The organism is Enterococcus sp. JNUCC 77, assembly GCF_054819945.1.
In genome coordinates this window covers 2,278,655-2,295,064 of sequence record NZ_JBTHIG010000001.1, presented here as the reverse complement: position 1 = coordinate 2,295,064, position 16,410 = coordinate 2,278,655, and the positions used below count along the sequence as shown (strand labels likewise).

15 protein-coding genes and 1 pseudogene are annotated in these 16,410 nt (G+C 35.9%); 13 read left to right on the top strand and 3 right to left on the bottom strand.

Annotated features, from left to right (window positions below; all coding sequences use genetic code 11):
• Positions 1-6: 6 nt before the first annotated feature.
• The 8 genes from ACVWNY_RS11130 (at position 7) to adhE (ending at position 7,715) form a co-directional block, all read left to right on the top strand.
• Positions 7-468: a PTS sugar transporter subunit IIA gene (locus tag ACVWNY_RS11130; RefSeq protein WP_454071381.1), complete on the top strand. Its 462-nt coding sequence runs from the start codon at positions 7-9 to the stop codon at positions 466-468.
• A 61-nt stretch (positions 469-529) separates the two neighbouring features.
• The gene (locus ACVWNY_RS11125; protein WP_454071380.1) at positions 530-823 is read left to right on the top strand and encodes a PTS sugar transporter subunit IIB; all 294 of its coding nucleotides are present in this window, start codon (positions 530-532) and stop codon (positions 821-823) included.
• 13 nt (positions 824-836) lie between these two features.
• Positions 837-2,201, top strand: a complete 1,365-nt coding sequence (locus tag ACVWNY_RS11120) for a PTS galactitol transporter subunit IIC (protein WP_454071379.1) — start codon at positions 837-839, stop codon at positions 2,199-2,201.
• A gap of 18 nt (positions 2,202-2,219) precedes the next feature.
• Positions 2,220-2,402 (top strand): hypothetical protein, encoded by a 183-nt coding sequence (locus ACVWNY_RS11115; RefSeq protein ID WP_454071378.1) that lies wholly within the window; start codon positions 2,220-2,222, stop codon positions 2,400-2,402.
• A gap of 2 nt (positions 2,403-2,404) precedes the next feature.
• Positions 2,405-3,406 (top strand): dihydroxyacetone kinase subunit DhaK, encoded by a 1,002-nt coding sequence (locus tag ACVWNY_RS11110; RefSeq protein ID WP_454071377.1) that lies wholly within the window; start codon positions 2,405-2,407, stop codon positions 3,404-3,406.
• An 11-nt stretch (positions 3,407-3,417) separates the two neighbouring features.
• Positions 3,418-4,062 (top strand): dihydroxyacetone kinase subunit DhaL, encoded by a 645-nt coding sequence (dhaL, locus tag ACVWNY_RS11105; RefSeq protein ID WP_454071376.1) that lies wholly within the window; start codon positions 3,418-3,420, stop codon positions 4,060-4,062.
• A complete protein-coding gene (gene rhaD, locus ACVWNY_RS11100; RefSeq protein WP_454071375.1) occupies positions 4,055-4,849 on the top strand; it encodes a rhamnulose-1-phosphate aldolase in 795 nt (264 codons plus the stop codon). Before dhaL ends, rhaD begins: the two co-directional genes overlap by 8 nt.
• A 262-nt stretch (positions 4,850-5,111) precedes the next feature.
• Positions 5,112-7,715 carry a bifunctional acetaldehyde-CoA/alcohol dehydrogenase gene (gene adhE / locus ACVWNY_RS11095; protein WP_218326431.1) on the top strand — a complete coding sequence of 868 codons (2,604 nt, stop codon included), beginning with the start codon at positions 5,112-5,114 and terminating at the stop codon, positions 7,713-7,715.
• Between the two features lie 217 nt (positions 7,716-7,932).
• Here adhE and ACVWNY_RS11090 read toward each other — a convergent pair.
• From ACVWNY_RS11090 to ACVWNY_RS11080, 3 genes and pseudogenes are all read right to left on the bottom strand, one after another.
• Positions 7,933-8,046, bottom strand: a pseudogene (locus ACVWNY_RS11090) (recombinase family protein); the annotation flags it as partial.
• Between the two features lie 459 nt (positions 8,047-8,505).
• Positions 8,506-9,744: an MFS transporter gene (locus ACVWNY_RS11085; RefSeq protein ID WP_218326429.1), complete on the bottom strand. Its 1,239-nt coding sequence runs from the start codon at positions 9,742-9,744 to the stop codon at positions 8,506-8,508.
• Positions 9,745-9,944: 200 nt separating this feature from the next.
• Entirely contained in the window at positions 9,945-10,661 is a 717-nt protein-coding gene (locus tag ACVWNY_RS11080; RefSeq protein ID WP_218326427.1) for a MurR/RpiR family transcriptional regulator, read from the bottom strand.
• A gap of 206 nt (positions 10,662-10,867) precedes the next feature.
• On the opposite strand from ACVWNY_RS11080, the gene ACVWNY_RS11075 reads away from it, so the two are divergent.
• The 5 genes from ACVWNY_RS11075 to ACVWNY_RS11055 are packed head-to-tail and all read left to right on the top strand — an operon-like array spanning position 10,868 to position 16,351.
• Positions 10,868-12,355 carry an FAD-binding oxidoreductase gene (locus tag ACVWNY_RS11075; protein WP_218326426.1) on the top strand — a complete coding sequence of 496 codons (1,488 nt, stop codon included), beginning with the start codon at positions 10,868-10,870 and terminating at the stop codon, positions 12,353-12,355.
• Between the two features lie 32 nt (positions 12,356-12,387).
• Positions 12,388-13,173 (top strand): electron transfer flavoprotein subunit beta/FixA family protein, encoded by a 786-nt coding sequence (locus ACVWNY_RS11070; protein ID WP_218326424.1) that lies wholly within the window; start codon positions 12,388-12,390, stop codon positions 13,171-13,173.
• Entirely contained in the window at positions 13,173-14,096 is a 924-nt protein-coding gene (locus ACVWNY_RS11065) for an electron transfer flavoprotein subunit alpha/FixB family protein (protein WP_218326422.1), read from the top strand. Before ACVWNY_RS11070 ends, ACVWNY_RS11065 begins: the two co-directional genes overlap by 1 nt.
• Positions 14,097-14,115: 19 nt before the next feature.
• Positions 14,116-14,892: an SDR family NAD(P)-dependent oxidoreductase gene (locus ACVWNY_RS11060; RefSeq protein WP_246601494.1), complete on the top strand. Its 777-nt coding sequence runs from the start codon at positions 14,116-14,118 to the stop codon at positions 14,890-14,892.
• Positions 14,893-14,908: 16 nt separating this feature from the next.
• Positions 14,909-16,351, top strand: coding sequence for an FGGY-family carbohydrate kinase (locus ACVWNY_RS11055; protein ID WP_218326420.1), 1,443 nt, complete (start codon positions 14,909-14,911; stop codon positions 16,349-16,351).
• Positions 16,352-16,410 lie beyond the last annotated feature (59 nt).

Genomic DNA, 16,410 nt, shown 5'->3' with positions numbered 1-16,410 from the left:
GAACGTATGCAGGAATTAATTTCCAAAAAATATATTTTTGTAGATAAAGACTACGAATCTCAAGATCAAGTATTTGAAGATTTAGGAAGTGTTTTAATCAATGATGGCTATGCAACAGTAGAATATATCGAAGCATTAAAAGAACGCGAAAAAAAATTTCCTACTGGATTACCTACAAATTATATAAAAATTGCGATTCCCCATACAGAACCACGATTTGTTAATAAGCCATGTATTCTTGTGGCGAAGTTAGCTAAGCCTGTAACGTTTAATGAGATGGGTAAGTTTGATTCGCCAATTGATATTGACATGATTATAATGTTAGCACTAAATGACGGGAAAACACATTTAAACACTCTTCAAAAGGTGATGGATATTATTAGTGATCAAGAAATATTAGGACGCTTAAAGACTGATAATACATGCGATGGTATTTATGAAACATTTCAAGTCGCTCTAAATAAATAATTCTGACCATTCCGTTACTTGATAACGGAATGGAGGTTTTTAAATAATGAGGAGGATATATATGAAAACGATTATTGTAGCTTGTGGTGGAGGGATTGCAACTTCTCAAACGGTTGCTGTTAAATTAGGGAATATGTTACAAGAAGCGGGAATGAGTAAAAGTGAGTTTGCTATTGAGGCCATCAATATTAATTCATTACCATCTTATGAAAAAGTAGCAGATATTTATGTATCAATTTCTCCAATTGGAGAGAAGCAATATGATATTCCAACATTTAGCGGTATTCCATTTTTGACTGGAATGGGTTCTAAAGAAGAATTGGAAAAAATTATGGTTGAACTAGCAAAGAAATAGGAGGAAGTGACGAATGGAAATTATTCAACAGATATTTCAGAATCTAATAGATCTTGGAGCTTCTGTCTTTTTACCAATCATTTTGACAATAATTGGTGTCATTTTGGGAATGAAATTATCTAAAGCATTCTCAGCTGGATTGATTTTAGGTGTTGCTTTAGTTGGAATGGGTATGGTGATGGATTTCATGACTGCCAATGTTGGAGCGGCAGCTGAAGCTTTTGTACAAAATACTGGCGTAGAATTGAAAGCGCTTGATATGGGGTGGGCACCTGCTCTTGGACTTGTCTGGACCTGGGAATATGCATTTTTAATGTTTCCTATTCAAATCGTGGTGAATATTATCATGTTAGGTTTCAAGTTAACGGATTGTTTAAACGTCGATATGTGGAATGTTGGGAATAAAGTTTGTACGGCTTTCTTGGTTTCTTACGTAAGCGGCAATGCTCTTTTTGGTTTCGCTTTTGCAATTATTCAATGTATTTTGGAGTTGAAAAATGCAGATAGCACTCGCTACCGATTAGAAAAACTAACTGGAATCCCCGGTGTTTCTATGCCTCATCCAATGTTTTTATCAGGAATCTGGTTCTATCCTTTCACACATTTAATGGATATTATTTTACCAGAGAAGGCTAATATTGATGCACAAAAAATTCGCGATAAAATTGGTATTTTTGGAGAAAATCATATTATGGGCTTCATTGTAGGATGTTTCATTGGTATTTTTGGCGGTTATGATATTTCAGCAATTTTAACTCTAGGTGTGCAGGCAGGAACTGCTTTGACACTATTTCCAATGGTAGCCAAATTGTTTACTACTTCATTGACACCAATTAGTGAAGGGGCAACTGAATTTATGAAGAGAAGATTTTCTGGAAGAGAATTTACTATTGGACTAGATTGGCCCATTATGGCAGGTAGATCTGAACACTGGTTGTTAATGATTTTAGCAATCCCGGTAATTTTCGTATATGCCATTTTCTTACCTGGAAATATTGTATTGCCATTTGGTGGTTTAATGGAAATTTGTTTAATTGTCCCGCTATTTTATTTAACAATGGGAAATATGCTTAAGATGGCTATTGGCACGCTGATCGGTTTGCCTGTTCATTTATATGTAGCTTCATATTTTGCACCATATTTTACAAAATTAGCAGAAACAACTGGCGGTGCCACAGTTCCTAAGGGACAAATGTTGGCTTGGCTTGGTATGGATATCTCAGAACTGCGTTGGATATTTGCAGCTTCTTCTGAGGGGAATATGATTGCAATTGCTTTATTGATCGTGACCATTCCGTTGGCTTTTTATTATTTCAGATCAATCAAAAAAGAAGATATGAAATATGCGGAAGAATTAGGTTATGAAGTAAGTAAATAAAGAAAATAGGTGGAAAAAATGGCAAAGAAAATTTTTATCTCATTTGGAATCCTTCTTTCAGCAATTTTTTTAATTATTAGTGTCATTTCTTGGAACTTGTACTTGGGTGGGTGCGCCTTTGTGATGGCCATTGGCTTGACTCGTTTTTTAGAAAAAGATAGCTATGTAAGAGTAACGAGAAAAAAATTGAAGGAGGGCTAATTTTGACTAAAAAAGTAATGAACGATCCCAATGATATTGTAGAAGAAAGTATGGCGGGACTCATGAAAGCTTATCCTGGTTATTATCAAAAAAGTAAAAAAAATTGTGTGCTCTATAAGTCACCGGAGCGTGATAAAGTTTCTTTAGTATCAGGTGGAGGTAGTGGACATGAACCAATGCTAACGGGTTTAATTGGTGAAAATATGTTAAGTGCCGTAGCTGTGGGAAATGTTTTTACTTCACCAGATCCTAAAACTATTTTGGATGCAATCGAAGAAGTAGGCGGCGATAAAGGCGTTTTAAACTTAGTTTGGAATTATGATGGAGACCGAATGAATTTTGATGCAGCTAGTGAGTTTGCTGAAATGAAAGGTCTCATTGTAGACACAGTAATCGTAAATGATGATATCGCTTCAGCTCCAAAAGATCGAGGGCAAGACCGTCGTGGTGTAGCTGGAATATTGTTAGTGACAAAATTGGCAGGAGCTAAAGCTAGTGAAGGCGCTAGTTTACCTGAAGTTAAAGCTGTCGCTGAAAAAGCTGTTGCAAATACAAGAACTATAGGAATTGCATTAACACCCTGCTCAATTCCTGGAAAGCCAGAAAACTTTGAAATAGCCGATGATGAATATGAATACGGTATGGGGATCCATGGAGAACCAGGAATGCAAACAGAAAAAATGACGGACGTTAAAACAATTGTGAAAAAAATGATGGACCAACTACTGACAGAGTTTGAAGAGAGAGAGCTTCATGAAAAGGAAGTTATCTTATTCATTAATGGTATGGCGGCGACAACATCGCTTGAAATGTTTTTAGTGAATGAGGAAGCTAATCAATATCTAGCTGACAAACAGATTAAAATTTACGACAATATAGTTGGAAAATATTGTTCTTCATTAGAAATGGCTGGTATTTCTATCACTTTGATGGTAGTTGATGAAGATCAAAAACCCTTATATGATCTAGTGGCGAAAACACCATTTTATTCTCGTTATATTTAAGGAGGAAGCTTATGAATTGTTTATCTGTTAATCAAACTGAAGAAATGATTACTTACATTGCAGAAAATATGATTAAAAAAGAAGCTGAGCTTTGTGAATTAGACGGGAAAATTGGCGATGGCGATCATGGAATTGGCATTGCTAGAGGATTCCGAAGTGTCTTAGCAGAGATGGACAATACTCATGACGATGTAAAGGCAGTCTTTGCGAACGCTGGATTCGAAATGATGAATTCAATGGGTGGTGCATCAGGCATTGTTTTTTCATCAATTTTTTTAGGAGCAATGACTGAAAGTCCCGTTGATTCACTAACTGTTTCAAATTTAAAAAACTATTTGGAGAATGGATTAGCTAGAGTTAAGAAAAAGGGAGGAGCGCAATGGGGTGACAAGACCATGATTGATGCTTTCGAACCAGCAGTCGAACAATTAAAATCCTACACTGGTGAAGATTTAGTAGAAGCTTTTTCAATTTTAGCTAAGGCAGCCGATCAAGGAGCTGAAAATACAAGAAATTATGTCGCTAAATTCGGTCGAGCAAAATTCTTGGGAGAGAGATCACTTGGATCAGTAGATGCTGGTGCAGTATCCGTTTCGTTAATTTTCAAATTCGGGAATGAATACTTGTTGAAAAGCAAGGAGGAAAGCAATGTCTAAGATACTTAAATCAAATGTACTACAAGAAGCAATGGAAATTTGTCATTATTTTTGGAAATCAGGTTGGGGAGAGTTTCATGCTGGGAATATGAGTTATTTGCTAGATGAAACTCAAATCCAAGAGTTTGAAGAGGAACTAACTGGAAATAGAGAAATTCCTGTAGATTTTTCAACACAGGGACTTGCTGGGCGAGTCTTCTTAGTCACTCGGAGTGGAGCAGTTTTTAGAAATATACTAAAAAATCCTATTCAAGATTTTGGGATTTTAAAAGTACGAGAAAAATCTCTAGAGATACTATGGGGATTTGAAGGGGACAAGTTACCAACAAGTGAATTATCGGCCCATTTACTATGTCATAGTAAAAGATTAGCAAGTAATGATCAAAACAAGATTGTTTTGCATTGCCACCCGACTTATACAATTGCAATGACCTTCGATCATGAACTTGATGAGAAAAAATTGACAGACACTCTCTGGAAATTAAATTCTGAATGTGTGTTAGTTTTTCCAGATGGAATTGGATTGTTGCCTTGGATGGTTTGTGGCGAATCCAATGGTATTGGAGAAGCAACTGCCGAAAAAATGTTGACACATCGAATTGTTATTTGGCCGTATCATGGAATGTTCGCGGCAGGTAATGATTTTGATGAGGTAGTCGGGTTAATAGAAACCATAGAAAAAAATGCTCAGGTTTATATGTTAACAAAAAATAAAAAGAATCCTGGAATTTCCGATAGTCAACTAATAGATTTAGCTCAAGCTTTCGGAGTAGAGATGCATGATTAGAATTAAGAGCAAAAGTTTTCTTTTGCTCTTTTTTTCGGCTTTTTTGTGAATAAAGTTCTAATTAAAAATAACTCATATTTGAGTGTTTAAAATGATTGCAAAGGAATATACCAATATTAAGACCTTTATATGAAGGAAAAAATATTTTTTATTTGGTGTGAAAAAAATCACAAAAAAACTATTTACAAATAAAAACCGTTGATGTATGATATGAATGTGAAATGATTAACAAATAATTTTTAGCAAATTTAGGAGGCTAATAATGGTTAAAACAGTAGAAAAGGAAAACACAAAGGAAATCAGTGTTGAAGAAATGATTGATGATTTAGCAGTCAAAGCCAACGTTGCATTGGACGCAATGGCAGACTTCACACAAGAACAAGTTGACCATATCGTACACGAAATGGCAATGGCAGCATTAGATAAACATATGCTTTTAGCAAAAATGGCAGTTGAAGAAACTGGTCGTGGTGTAGTCGAAGACAAAGCGATCAAAAATATGTATGCTTCAGAATATATCTGGAACAACATCAAACATGATAAAACTGTAGGTGTCATCGGCGAAGACAAACAAAAAGGTATCATCGAAGTTGCTGGACCAGTTGGTGTTATCTGTGGGGTTGTACCAACAACTAACCCGACATCAACAACTATTTTTAAAGCGATGATCGCTTTAAAAACAGCAAATTCAATCGTCTTCTCATTTCATCCATCAGCACAAAAATGTTCAATTGAAGCTGCACGTATCGTTCGTGACGCTGCGATTGCTGCTGGTGCTCCTGAAAACTGTATCCAATGGATTGAAACACCATCAATCGAAGCTACTCAAGGTTTGATGAATCATCCAGGCGTAGCCATCGTATTAGCAACTGGTGGACCAGGCATGGTTAAATCTGCTTACTCTACTGGTAAACCTGCTTTAGGTGTAGGTGCTGGTAACGCTCCTGCTTATATCGAAAAAACAGCTAAAATCAAACGTGCAGTTAATGACTTGTTTGTATCAAAAACATTTGATAACGGCATGATCTGTGCTTCTGAACAAGGAATCATTGTTGATAAAGAAATTTATGATGAAGTGAAACGCGAATTCGAAAAGCATCAAGCATACGTTGTGAAAAAAGCTGAATTGAAAAAATTAGAAGACGCTGTAATGAATGAAGGCAAATCTGCTGTTAACCCAGCAATCGTTGGTCATTCAGCAATGGATATTGCACAACGCGCGGGTATCAAAGTTCCTGAAGGGACTAAAATGATAATCGCAGAACTAGATGGCGTTGGCGCAGACTATCCATTATCTCGTGAAAAACTTTCTCCAGTCTTAGCAATGGCTAAAGCAAACAGTCAAGCAGAAGCATTAGATATGTGTCAAATAATGTTAGAACTAGGCGGACTAGGTCACACTGCTGTTATCCATACTGAAGATGAAGACTTGCAAGTGAAATTTGCTTTGCGTATGAAAGCTTGCCGTATCTTAGTAAACACACCATCTGCTGAAGGTGGTATTGGTGATATCTACAACGAAATGATCCCATCATTGACTCTTGGTTGTGGTTCATACGGTAAAAACTCTGTATCTAAGAACGTATCTGCTATTAACTTAATCAATGTTAAAACTATGGCGAAACGGAGAAATAATATGCAATGGTTTAAATTACCACCAAAAATCTTCTTTGAAAAAAATTCATTATTATATCTAACTAAGATGCAAAATGTTGAACGAGTTATGTTAGTTTGTGACCCAGGTATGGTTCAATTCGGTTATGCTGACATCGTTCGTGAAGTATTAGGCCGTCGTAAAAATGACGTGAAAGTTGAAGTATTCTCAGATGTTGAGCCTAACCCTTCAACTGATACTGTTTACAAAGGTTTAGAAGTATTCAATGAATTCCAACCTGATACTGTAATTGCATTAGGTGGTGGTTCTGCAATGGATGCGGCGAAAGGTATGTGGATGTTCTTCGAGAACCCAGACACTTCATTCTTCGGCGCGAAACAAAAATTCTTGGACATCCGCAAACGTACTTACAAAATTGCTGATCCTAAGAAAACACAATTCGTATGTATTCCAACTACTTCTGGTACTGGTTCTGAGGTTACACCATTTGCCGTTATTACAGATAGCGACACTCACGTGAAATACCCATTAGCAGATTACGCATTGACTCCAGATGTAGCGATTATTGACTCTCAATTTGTTATGACTGTGCCACCTTCAGTAACTGCTGATACTGGTATGGACGTATTAACTCACGCAATTGAGTCTTATGTATCTGTAATGGCTTCTGACTACACTCGTGGATTGAGTTTACAAGCAATCAAAATGGTATTTGAAAATCTTGAAAATTCAGTTGAAACTGCTGACCCAGATGCACGTGAAAAAATGCATAATGCATCAGCGATGGCAGGTATGGCCTTTGCCAATGCATTCTTAGGAATTTGTCACTCAATCGCCCATAAAATTGGTGGAGAATATGGTATTCCTCACGGACGTACAAATGCAATTCTATTGCCACACATCATCCGTTACAATGCCAAAGATCCTCAAAAACATGCGATGTTCCCTAAATATGACTACTTCCGTGCAGATGCTGACTACGCAGACATCGCTCGTTACCTAGGATTAAAAGGTAACACTGATGCAGAACTAGTTGAAGCTTTAGCAACAGCTGTTTACGATTTAGGTGTTAAAGTGGGCATCAACATGAACTTGAAAGCTCAAAACTTATCTCAAGCAACTTTAGATGCAACTGTTGATCGCATGGCAGAACTTGCTTACGAAGATCAATGTACAACTGCTAACCCTAAAGAACCATTAATCAGTGAGTTGAAAGAAATCATCATTACAGCTTACGATTACAAAGCTTAGTCACACTAAAAAATGTTATGGGAGTAACCATAAGCAATCTTTTGGCTACTATTAACCATAGTCTTCCTAATTGAACCTCCACTTTTTGTGGAGGTTCTTCTTTTTTTGTTCTGGAAACCATGCATTTCGCTGGTGGTTCTGGGGTCTCTGTAGCATCCAGTCATAAGTATTTTGTTCATGAAATGCCTGGTAATCGTATCGACTGCTAATTATTTGTGTCAGCAACACTTAACAGTGTTAGAGTAATCATTCTGCCCATTGAAGCGTTCTCAATCGTTCCAAGATTGAAAACTTTAGTTGTCACATTATCATCTAATAATGGTTCAATAACGTAAAAACTAAACCAAACGTATGTTAGTTTAGCAAATAAGAATGTTGCAAGAGATTCTAGCAATCTCAACACATTTAATCACTTCTAAAACAGTTTTGTAAGAGGTGATACCAACACCTGAATTGTCTAAGCTAAAATATACTGAAGTCAAGGATTTTGACTTTATTCAGTCGCTTTTGTGTTGCACATAGAGTGCAAATTCAAGTGAAAATAAAAGAGCTAAACTCGCTATTCATAATTAATGAGAAAAAATCAAGCTTGTCATTATGGCATTTGATAAAAGATAAACTGTTATAGCAATTCTAAAAGTCTTACGCTCATGACAAAAAGACCCTAAATAATAGAGAACTGATATTTTTCTATCAGTGTCTGTTATTTAGGGTATCTTCTATATTTATATTCTTTTGTCTGTTTTTGAAGTTTGAAAGCTCACATTAACTATTTTGGAGTAAGCTTTATTTATTCTTCGACTTTATTTTTTTGAATAACCTTTGCTAGTACCAGACAAGCAATAATACAGCCAACAGCCATCACAATTGCATAGATGAACATCATGTTAAAACCTGTTTTACCGCTGTTATTGTCTAACCAACCACCAATCATCGTATACATAAAAACATCTGGTAAATAACCTAAGCAAGAAACGATTCCAGAAACGCGGCCAGTTTTTGAAACCGGGATACCTGCATCATCGATAATCGCAAAATATTGACTACGAATTAAATAGATAAAGAACATACCGGCAACGAAATTTCCTAAAATAATTGTTAACAGACCTTTATCTGCAGGTAAAATTAGGAAAAGTCCGTATGACAGAGCCGTCAAAGTAGCACCACCGACAATCACTTTAATTCGAGAGCCGATTTTGTCAGCTAAAAGTCCACCAATAATTCCGCCGAAAGCTTGAATCACATAACGAGTGCCACCTAATGTAGCACCACCAGCAACTGATAGTCCGTAAATATTGATAGCTAAAGTATTAATATAGCCAAAAATACCATATAAACTATAGCCAAAGAATACGATCATCACTAATAACCAAACACGAGGAATCGCCAGCTGTTTGAAGGTACCGATAATTACTTCAGAGAAAGACTCAGCATTTTCTTCCTTGTCAGTGTCTTCAATAATAAACCAATTTAAAATACCAATAATAATTACAACAATCGCACATGTCCGAATTGCCCAAGCTGTCCCTAAGATTTCATTTGCAAAACGACCATAGACTGCAGTCATTCCAAATACCAAAATAGCATTTAAAATTCCCCGTAAACCTTCTTGTAAACCAAATAATCGACCTTGTTCCGAAGAATCACCTAACATCCGAGTTGCTTTAATCATTGCAGACCAATAGGTAATAATAGTTGAAATTCCCATCAAAACAAAAATTAGTCTAGCTGTATTGAAAGAAGGGAAGGTTGAAAACCAAATACCTAACAAACCAGTTGCCAAAAATGAAATAGTTAACAATTTTCGTGCAGAAAACTTATCGGCCACAATCCCACCAATAAAATAAGAAACAGTCGCCATAGTGGCATAGCCAGAGGATAGCATTCCCATTTGAGCATTACTTAAATTCATCGCTTGCTGAATTGGTACATAGAACGTTTCACGAATATAAGGTAATTGGAAAATGATTCCGGCGCCAGCGGCTAAGAGTAATAGGGTCCCGTATTTTTTAACAGATGCTTTGTTCATTAAATAACCTCCATTTTATCTAATTGTCAAAAATAAGTCCATTGACACACTATTCTCTCTAGTAACGGTTTTAGTGTAAAGGCTTTCTTTAAGCTTGTCAATTACTTTTTATAATAAAAATCTCATGAAAAAATTATCAAATTGACGATTGTATGAATAAAAAATGGAAAATATGGAAAATGAAAAATCTTCTACGAAAATTAAGTAGAAGATTTTTTATTTTGATTTAGCTTCTGAATAATTTCTTCAATAACTAAAAAAAACACTGTTCGAGTTTTTTCGTGTGAATTTAAGGATTCAGACTGATGAGATTTTGTTAAATAGATCGTTTCGTGATTCTCTAAATTAATTTCAGTATTCAGTTCTTCTAGGATTAATAATACCTTAGCCTTTTTCTTTGCAGCTTCTTGGAACAAATAGTCAAATTGCGCAAATTTTCCAGCAACTGAAAATATTAAGAGTAATGTCTTATCACTTATTAAGCTAGGGATAAGCGATTCTTGTGTAGCTAAAATAATATTTTTATCGACAGTATAGTTTAATTTATATTCAAAATATTCCAAGGCAATATGAGTAGGACCATAGCCGAAAAGAATAATTTTATCATAGGTGTCGATAAGTTCAGCAATATATTCAGCATTGTCTTCTTCAAAGTTTTCCATAAAGTCTTGTATTCTAGTGAATTCGTTATTCATTTTTTTTTGCTTAACTAGTTCTTTTCCAGATAAGAAACGTGCATATTCTTTATAACCTGAGAAGCCTAGTTTTTTAACAAACTTAGATATTTTAGAAGGAGATACACCAGCAATTTCGGCAGCTTCCGTAATGGTTAAACTTGAGTGCTCCTTGCTAGCAGCCAGCAAATTTTGATGTATTTTTAGTTCTAAGCTATTTAATCTATCTATATGAACGTGCATATTAAAGCCTCCTAGATTTTATAAGTCAATGATACCATAGCAGAAAAAAAAAACCTATCTCCTGTGGAAAATTTTCCGTTTTTGATTAAAAAAATCAAATTTTATTGGAAAAATTAATCAAATTTTAATGTAAAGTAAAAAAAAACTCTGTATACTCTGAAACAAGAAAACGTTTTATAAATTTCAAAATGAATGGAGTTATTTCAATGAATTCAGACACTTTAGTTAAAGAGAGTATCATTAATGATGTTAAAAAACTTGTTCCAGCTGCCCAAGTTCTGACTGATTATGAAACTTTGTATGATGCTTCTTCGGATCGCTATCGTAAATACGCAAAAGCAAAAAGAGTTTTGGATAATCCAATACCTACTGCAGTAGTGCTACCTAATAATACTGAAGAAGTTAGAGAATTATTAATGTACGCAAATGATAATGATATTAATGTCATACCTAGAAGTGGGAAAACGGCGACTGAAGGGGGTCTTGAAAACTGGAAAGATTTGGCTCTAGTGATTGATGGCTCTAAGATGAATCAGATTTTAAAAATTGATTCTTATAACATGCAAGCAACCGTTCAAGCTGGGGTGAGATTGCAAGATCTTGAAGATGAACTAAGAAAAATTGGCTATACCACCGGACATTCACCACAATCAAAACCAATCGCTCAATACGGTGGACTTGTTTCTACTCGTTCAATCGGACAGTTTTCTACTTTATATGGTGGAATTGAAGATATGGTCGTTGGGTTAGAATGTGTCTTTCCTAATGGTCATGTTTCAAGAATTAAAAATGTTTCTCGTCGAGCAGGTGGCCCTGATATTCGTCATATTGTGATTGGGAATGAAGGAACATTATGTTATATCACTGAAGTCACTGTAAAAATCTTTAAATATTATCCTGAGAACAATAAATTCTTTGGCTATTTAGTAGATGATGTTGAGACTGGAATTAAAGTCTTGCGTGAAGTCATGACTAATGGCTATCGTCCATCTGTAGCCAGAACGTATTCATCTGAAGATGCGAGACAACATTTCTATCATTTTTACGAAGAAAAATGCGTCTTGATTTTCATGGCTGAAGGACCAAAAGGCATTGTTGAGGCAACAGGCGTAGGAATTGAAGAAGCGGTTGAGAAATTCAATGAAGGAGTTTATAAACAAGTCGATAGCCAGCTAATCGAAAATTGGTTTAATCAATTAAATTGGACAGAACAAACCATTGATGATGAAGTGCAAGGTATGATCGACAATGACAAACATGATGGTTTCACAACAGAAATTTCTGCCGATTGGGAGACAATTCCTCAAATCTATAATAATGTAATTGATCGGATTCGTAATGAATTTCCGCGGGCTCAAGATTTAACTATGCTAGGAGGACATTCATCCCATAGTTACATTAATGGAACCAATATGTACTTTGTTTACAATTATAATATCAACTGTGAACCAGAGGATGAAATGAAACTTTACCATCACCCTATTCAAGCCATTATTGTTGAAGAAACTTTAAAACTTAATGGTTCTATGTGTCACCACCATGGTATTGGCAAGTATCGCAATGAATGGACAAAAGAGGAACATCAATCAGCATATTATATGTTAGAAAGCTTGAAAGAAATCTTTGATCCAAAAGGAATTATGAACTTTGGGAATATTTATCCAGTGCAAGAGGGATATAAATATCAAAAATAGTCTCATTTATTTAAAGTTAGGATGCGTGAAAAATGAAAATCATTTGTTTAGTCAAATTTGTACCTGATGCTGAAAAATTCGAATATGATGAAATAAATGACCGAATTAATCGAGAAACATCTTGCTTAGTTTTAAATCCTGATGATAAAAATGCTTTAGCTTGGGCCCTTCAAGCAAAGAAAACTGATAAGAATGTGAATGTTGAAGTAGTGTCGATGGGACCTAAAAAAATTGAAAAAGAGTTAAAAGATTTTGTCCGCTTAGGGGCAAACAAAGCCACACTCATTTGTGACAAAGCATACGCTGGGAGTGATTCTCTAGCTACCAGCCGTGTTTTGGCTAAGTATCTTAGTGAACAAAATTATGATTTGCTTTTGACTGGAACCCATACTTTAGATGGTGGGACTGGCCACATCGGTCCCCAAGTCGCTGAATTATTGGCAATTGATCAATTCTCTAATGTTAAAAAAATTGACTGCTTTGATGGCTATACAATTGTAGAAGCATTACAAGACAATCAAATACTCCAGTTAAAAATACCGTTTCCTTGCTTAATTAGTATCATCAGTCAAATCAACGTACGCTTGGGTTTCGTTAGATATGAAAACATCGATAAAAACGTCGATGAACAATTCTCTCTAGTAACAAACGAAACCTTAGTGTTAGATGAACATTTGATTGGGAGAAAAGGTTCACCTACAAAAGTAAGAAAAAATATTTTTATAAAACCTGAAAAAAAAGATCATCAAACTATGCAGGTAGATGATGAAGGAATCGAAACTGTAGTAGCTTTTTTACAAGAGAAAGGATATCTATAATGTTTAAAGCATTAGTACTATTAGATGAAGAACAATTAAACTATTCTCTTGATTTGGTGGAAGTCGCGAGTCAACTAGCTGGTGAAGAAGAAGTTGCGCTTTATGGTCTAGGAATAAATTTATCAAATAAAGAGCTTAAAGGATTGGATTATTTGCTGACAATCGAGACACAAGAATCCCTAAAAGATAGTCGGATTGTTGCAGGATTGATCCAACAGGTTCAGACGACATATCAATTTGATACGATTATTATCTTAGCAACTGATTTTGGCCGGATGGTTGCGCCGAGATTGGCTATGAAACTAGAAGCTGGGTTAGTTGCTGATATTACTGCAATTGAGGTTGATGAAAAAGGCAGAAAACTAATTCGTCCAGCCTTTGCAGGAAATATGTTAGCAAGTATTGTTTGTGACTCGACACCAATTATGGCAAGTGTTCATCCAAATGTTTTTCATCCAGAGCTATTGACTAAAGAACCGAAAGTGATCACGTTTTGTCCAGATGGAATGAAAGCGTCCACAATTGAAATAATTAAAATTGAAAATCAACCAGAACTAAAAGATATTCGTGAAGCAAAAGTTCTGGTTTCTGCGGGAGCAGGTTATGAAACGGAAATAGAGAATTTAGTACCCCTGGCTAAACAATTAGCTGGCTTGGTTTCTGTTTCAAAAGAAGTAGTTGAACGAGGTAAAGCACCACGAGAAATTCAAGTTGGTCAATCCGGTAAAACTGTTAGTCCTGATTTGTACATTTCCTTAGGGATTTATGGATCGATGCAGCATGTTGAAGGATTGAAGAAGGTAAAACACTTAATTTCAGTAAATACAGACAAAGGTGCACCGATGAATTATTTAGCAGATTTAACGGTTATTGGTGACGCGGCAACTTTTGTTGAAAAATTAACTATGCGTTTAAAAAAATAAAAATAAAGAAGGTATAAACATGGAAATTAAAGACTTCAAAATGGATTTATTTAATATTAAGGGCAAAAACGCAATTGTAACTGGTGGGAATACAGGACTAGGTCAAGCATTCTCTTTAGCTCTAGCTGAGGCTGGCGCAAATATTTTTATGGCTTCAATTATGCCTGATGATGAAGCGTTTAACAAAACATTGGAAGAACGTGGCGCGAAAACTTTCTATATGTATGCTGATATTACTCAAGATGGTGTAGCGAAAGAAATTATTGAAAAATGTGTTGCTGAATTAGGTTCAGTTGATATTTTAGTAAACTGTGCTGGTATTTGTCCGGTAGATGATGTTTTAAGTTATGGCAGAGATAAATGGGATCCAACCATCGCGATTAATTTAACGGCGGCCTTTGATTTAAGTCATGAAGCGGCGAAATTTATGATTCCACAAAAGAGCGGAAAAATCATCAATATTTGTTCATTGTTCTCGTTCTTAGGTGGTCAGTGGGCACCAGCATATGCGGCCTCTAAACACGGAATAGCTGGCTTAACTAAAGCATATTGTGATGAGTTAGCGCAATATAACATTCAAGTAAATGGCATCGCGCCAGGTTATTTCAAAACACCAGTTGCAAAAGCTTCTATTGAAGATCCTGAAAGAAATAAATGGATTGTTGATCATACTGCTGAAGGCCGTTGGGGAGATGTGGCAGACTTAATGGGTGCGACAGTCTTTCTAGCATCAGAAGCCTCTCATTTTGTAAATGGTCACATCTTAACTGTTGATGGTGGTTTTTTAGTCCGCTAATTGAAGGAGAACTTTGATGGGAAAAAAATATATTGTAGGTATTGATGGTGGGAGCCAAAGTACAAAAATTGTTGTTTTTGACTTAGAAGGAAATATCATTGCTGAAGGGAGAGAAAATCTACGACCAATGCACTTGGATGATGGCGGTGTCGTTGAACATCCTGGTGATGATTTGTGGGATTCCCTTTGTATTGCGGCAAAAAAAGCCATGGGGCAATTTGGTATTCGGAAAAATGATATTATTGGGATTGGCTTAGGTTCGATTCGTTGTTGTCGGGTACTTTTGAAAAAAGATGGCTCATTAGCACAACCGGTGATTAGTTGGATGGATAAGCGAACAGCTACTCCTTATACTAGAGATAATCCAGAAGTTCAGTATGTAACATCTACAAATGGTTATTTAACCCACCGCTTAACCGGTGAATTTAAGGATAATATTGGTAATCACTTTGGTCAGTGGCCAGTGGATTACGAAACCTGGGATTGGTCAACTGACGAAAAAGTCTTAGAACAATTCAATTTATCCCGAGATATGTTATTTGATGTTGTTAAACCAGGCGATATTTTAGGTCACATTACTGAAGAAGCCAGTCAAAAAACGGGGTTTCCCGTAGGACTTCCGTTAGTAGCGACTACTAGTGATAAAGCAGTGGAAGGTTTAGGGGCTGGTTTAATCCATGATTACTCAGCTTTTGTTTCTTTAGGAACTTATATTAGTAGCATGGTCACCGGAAAAGATATGCCAAAAGATTCCACAAATTATTGGGGCATTATGTCTTCAATCCCAGAGAAATACGCCTATGAAGGTTACGGCATCAGACGTGGTATGTGGACAGTTTCTTGGTTTAAAGATTTATTAGGTGAAAAAATTAGTATTCGAGGAAATTATCAAGATATTTCTGAAGAAGAATATTTGAATGAACAAGCACAAAATGTCCCTGCTGGTAGTGATGGCTTAATGACTGTATTGGATTGGCTAGCTAATCCTTGGGAACCTTATAAACGGGGGATGATGATTGGTTTTAATGCCCATCATGATTATCGCTACATGTATCGTTCAATTTTAGAAGGCATTACTTATACAATGAAAAATAATGTGACTAATATGACCAATGAACTTGGTAAGGAAATTAAAGAAGTCATCGTAACTGGTGGCGGTTCAAATAGTGATTTGTTAATGCAAATCTTCGCTGATGTTTTCAATCTGCCAGTAAAAAGAAATGTTGTTAATGGAAGTGCCAGTGTTGGAGCAGCCATTAATACCGCAGTTGGCCTAGGTGTCTATAAATCATATGAAGAAGCCGTTGATAAGATGGTAAAGGTGAAAGATGTATTTACTCCTAAAGCTGATAATGTTGCGATCTATCGCCGGCTAAATGAAGAAGTGTATCAACAAATAGCTACGCATATTGATCCAGTTTTAATGAAGTCTTACGAAATTTTACACCCAGAGAATTAGCAAAAAAAGCCGTTGAAATACACGGCTTTTTAGAGTTTTAACTAAAGTGAGGGAAGACA

What these genes read in the sequence shown, in the direction of transcription:
- ACVWNY_RS11060 (WP_246601494.1), top strand. Translation starts at nt 14,116, where the DNA reads ATGGAAATTAAAGACTTCAAAATGGATTTATTTAATATTAAGGGCAAA.
- adhE (WP_218326431.1), top strand. Translation starts at nt 5,112, where the DNA reads ATGGTTAAAACAGTAGAAAAGGAAAACACAAAGGAAATCAGTGTTGAA.
- ACVWNY_RS11065 (WP_218326422.1), top strand. Translation starts at nt 13,173, where the DNA reads ATGTTTAAAGCATTAGTACTATTAGATGAAGAACAATTAAACTATTCT.
- dhaL (WP_454071376.1), top strand. Translation starts at nt 3,418, where the DNA reads ATGAATTGTTTATCTGTTAATCAAACTGAAGAAATGATTACTTACATT.
- ACVWNY_RS11085 (WP_218326429.1), bottom strand. Translation starts at nt 9,744, where the DNA reads ATGAACAAAGCATCTGTTAAAAAATACGGGACCCTATTACTCTTAGCC.
- ACVWNY_RS11125 (WP_454071380.1), top strand. Translation starts at nt 530, where the DNA reads ATGAAAACGATTATTGTAGCTTGTGGTGGAGGGATTGCAACTTCTCAA.
- ACVWNY_RS11115 (WP_454071378.1), top strand. Translation starts at nt 2,220, where the DNA reads ATGGCAAAGAAAATTTTTATCTCATTTGGAATCCTTCTTTCAGCAATT.
- ACVWNY_RS11075 (WP_218326426.1), top strand. Translation starts at nt 10,868, where the DNA reads ATGAATTCAGACACTTTAGTTAAAGAGAGTATCATTAATGATGTTAAA.
- ACVWNY_RS11055 (WP_218326420.1), top strand. Translation starts at nt 14,909, where the DNA reads ATGGGAAAAAAATATATTGTAGGTATTGATGGTGGGAGCCAAAGTACA.
- ACVWNY_RS11130 (WP_454071381.1), top strand. Translation starts at nt 7, where the DNA reads ATGCAGGAATTAATTTCCAAAAAATATATTTTTGTAGATAAAGACTAC.
- ACVWNY_RS11120 (WP_454071379.1), top strand. Translation starts at nt 837, where the DNA reads ATGGAAATTATTCAACAGATATTTCAGAATCTAATAGATCTTGGAGCT.
- ACVWNY_RS11080 (WP_218326427.1), bottom strand. Translation starts at nt 10,661, where the DNA reads ATGCACGTTCATATAGATAGATTAAATAGCTTAGAACTAAAAATACAT.
- ACVWNY_RS11070 (WP_218326424.1), top strand. Translation starts at nt 12,388, where the DNA reads ATGAAAATCATTTGTTTAGTCAAATTTGTACCTGATGCTGAAAAATTC.
- rhaD (WP_454071375.1), top strand. Translation starts at nt 4,055, where the DNA reads ATGTCTAAGATACTTAAATCAAATGTACTACAAGAAGCAATGGAAATT.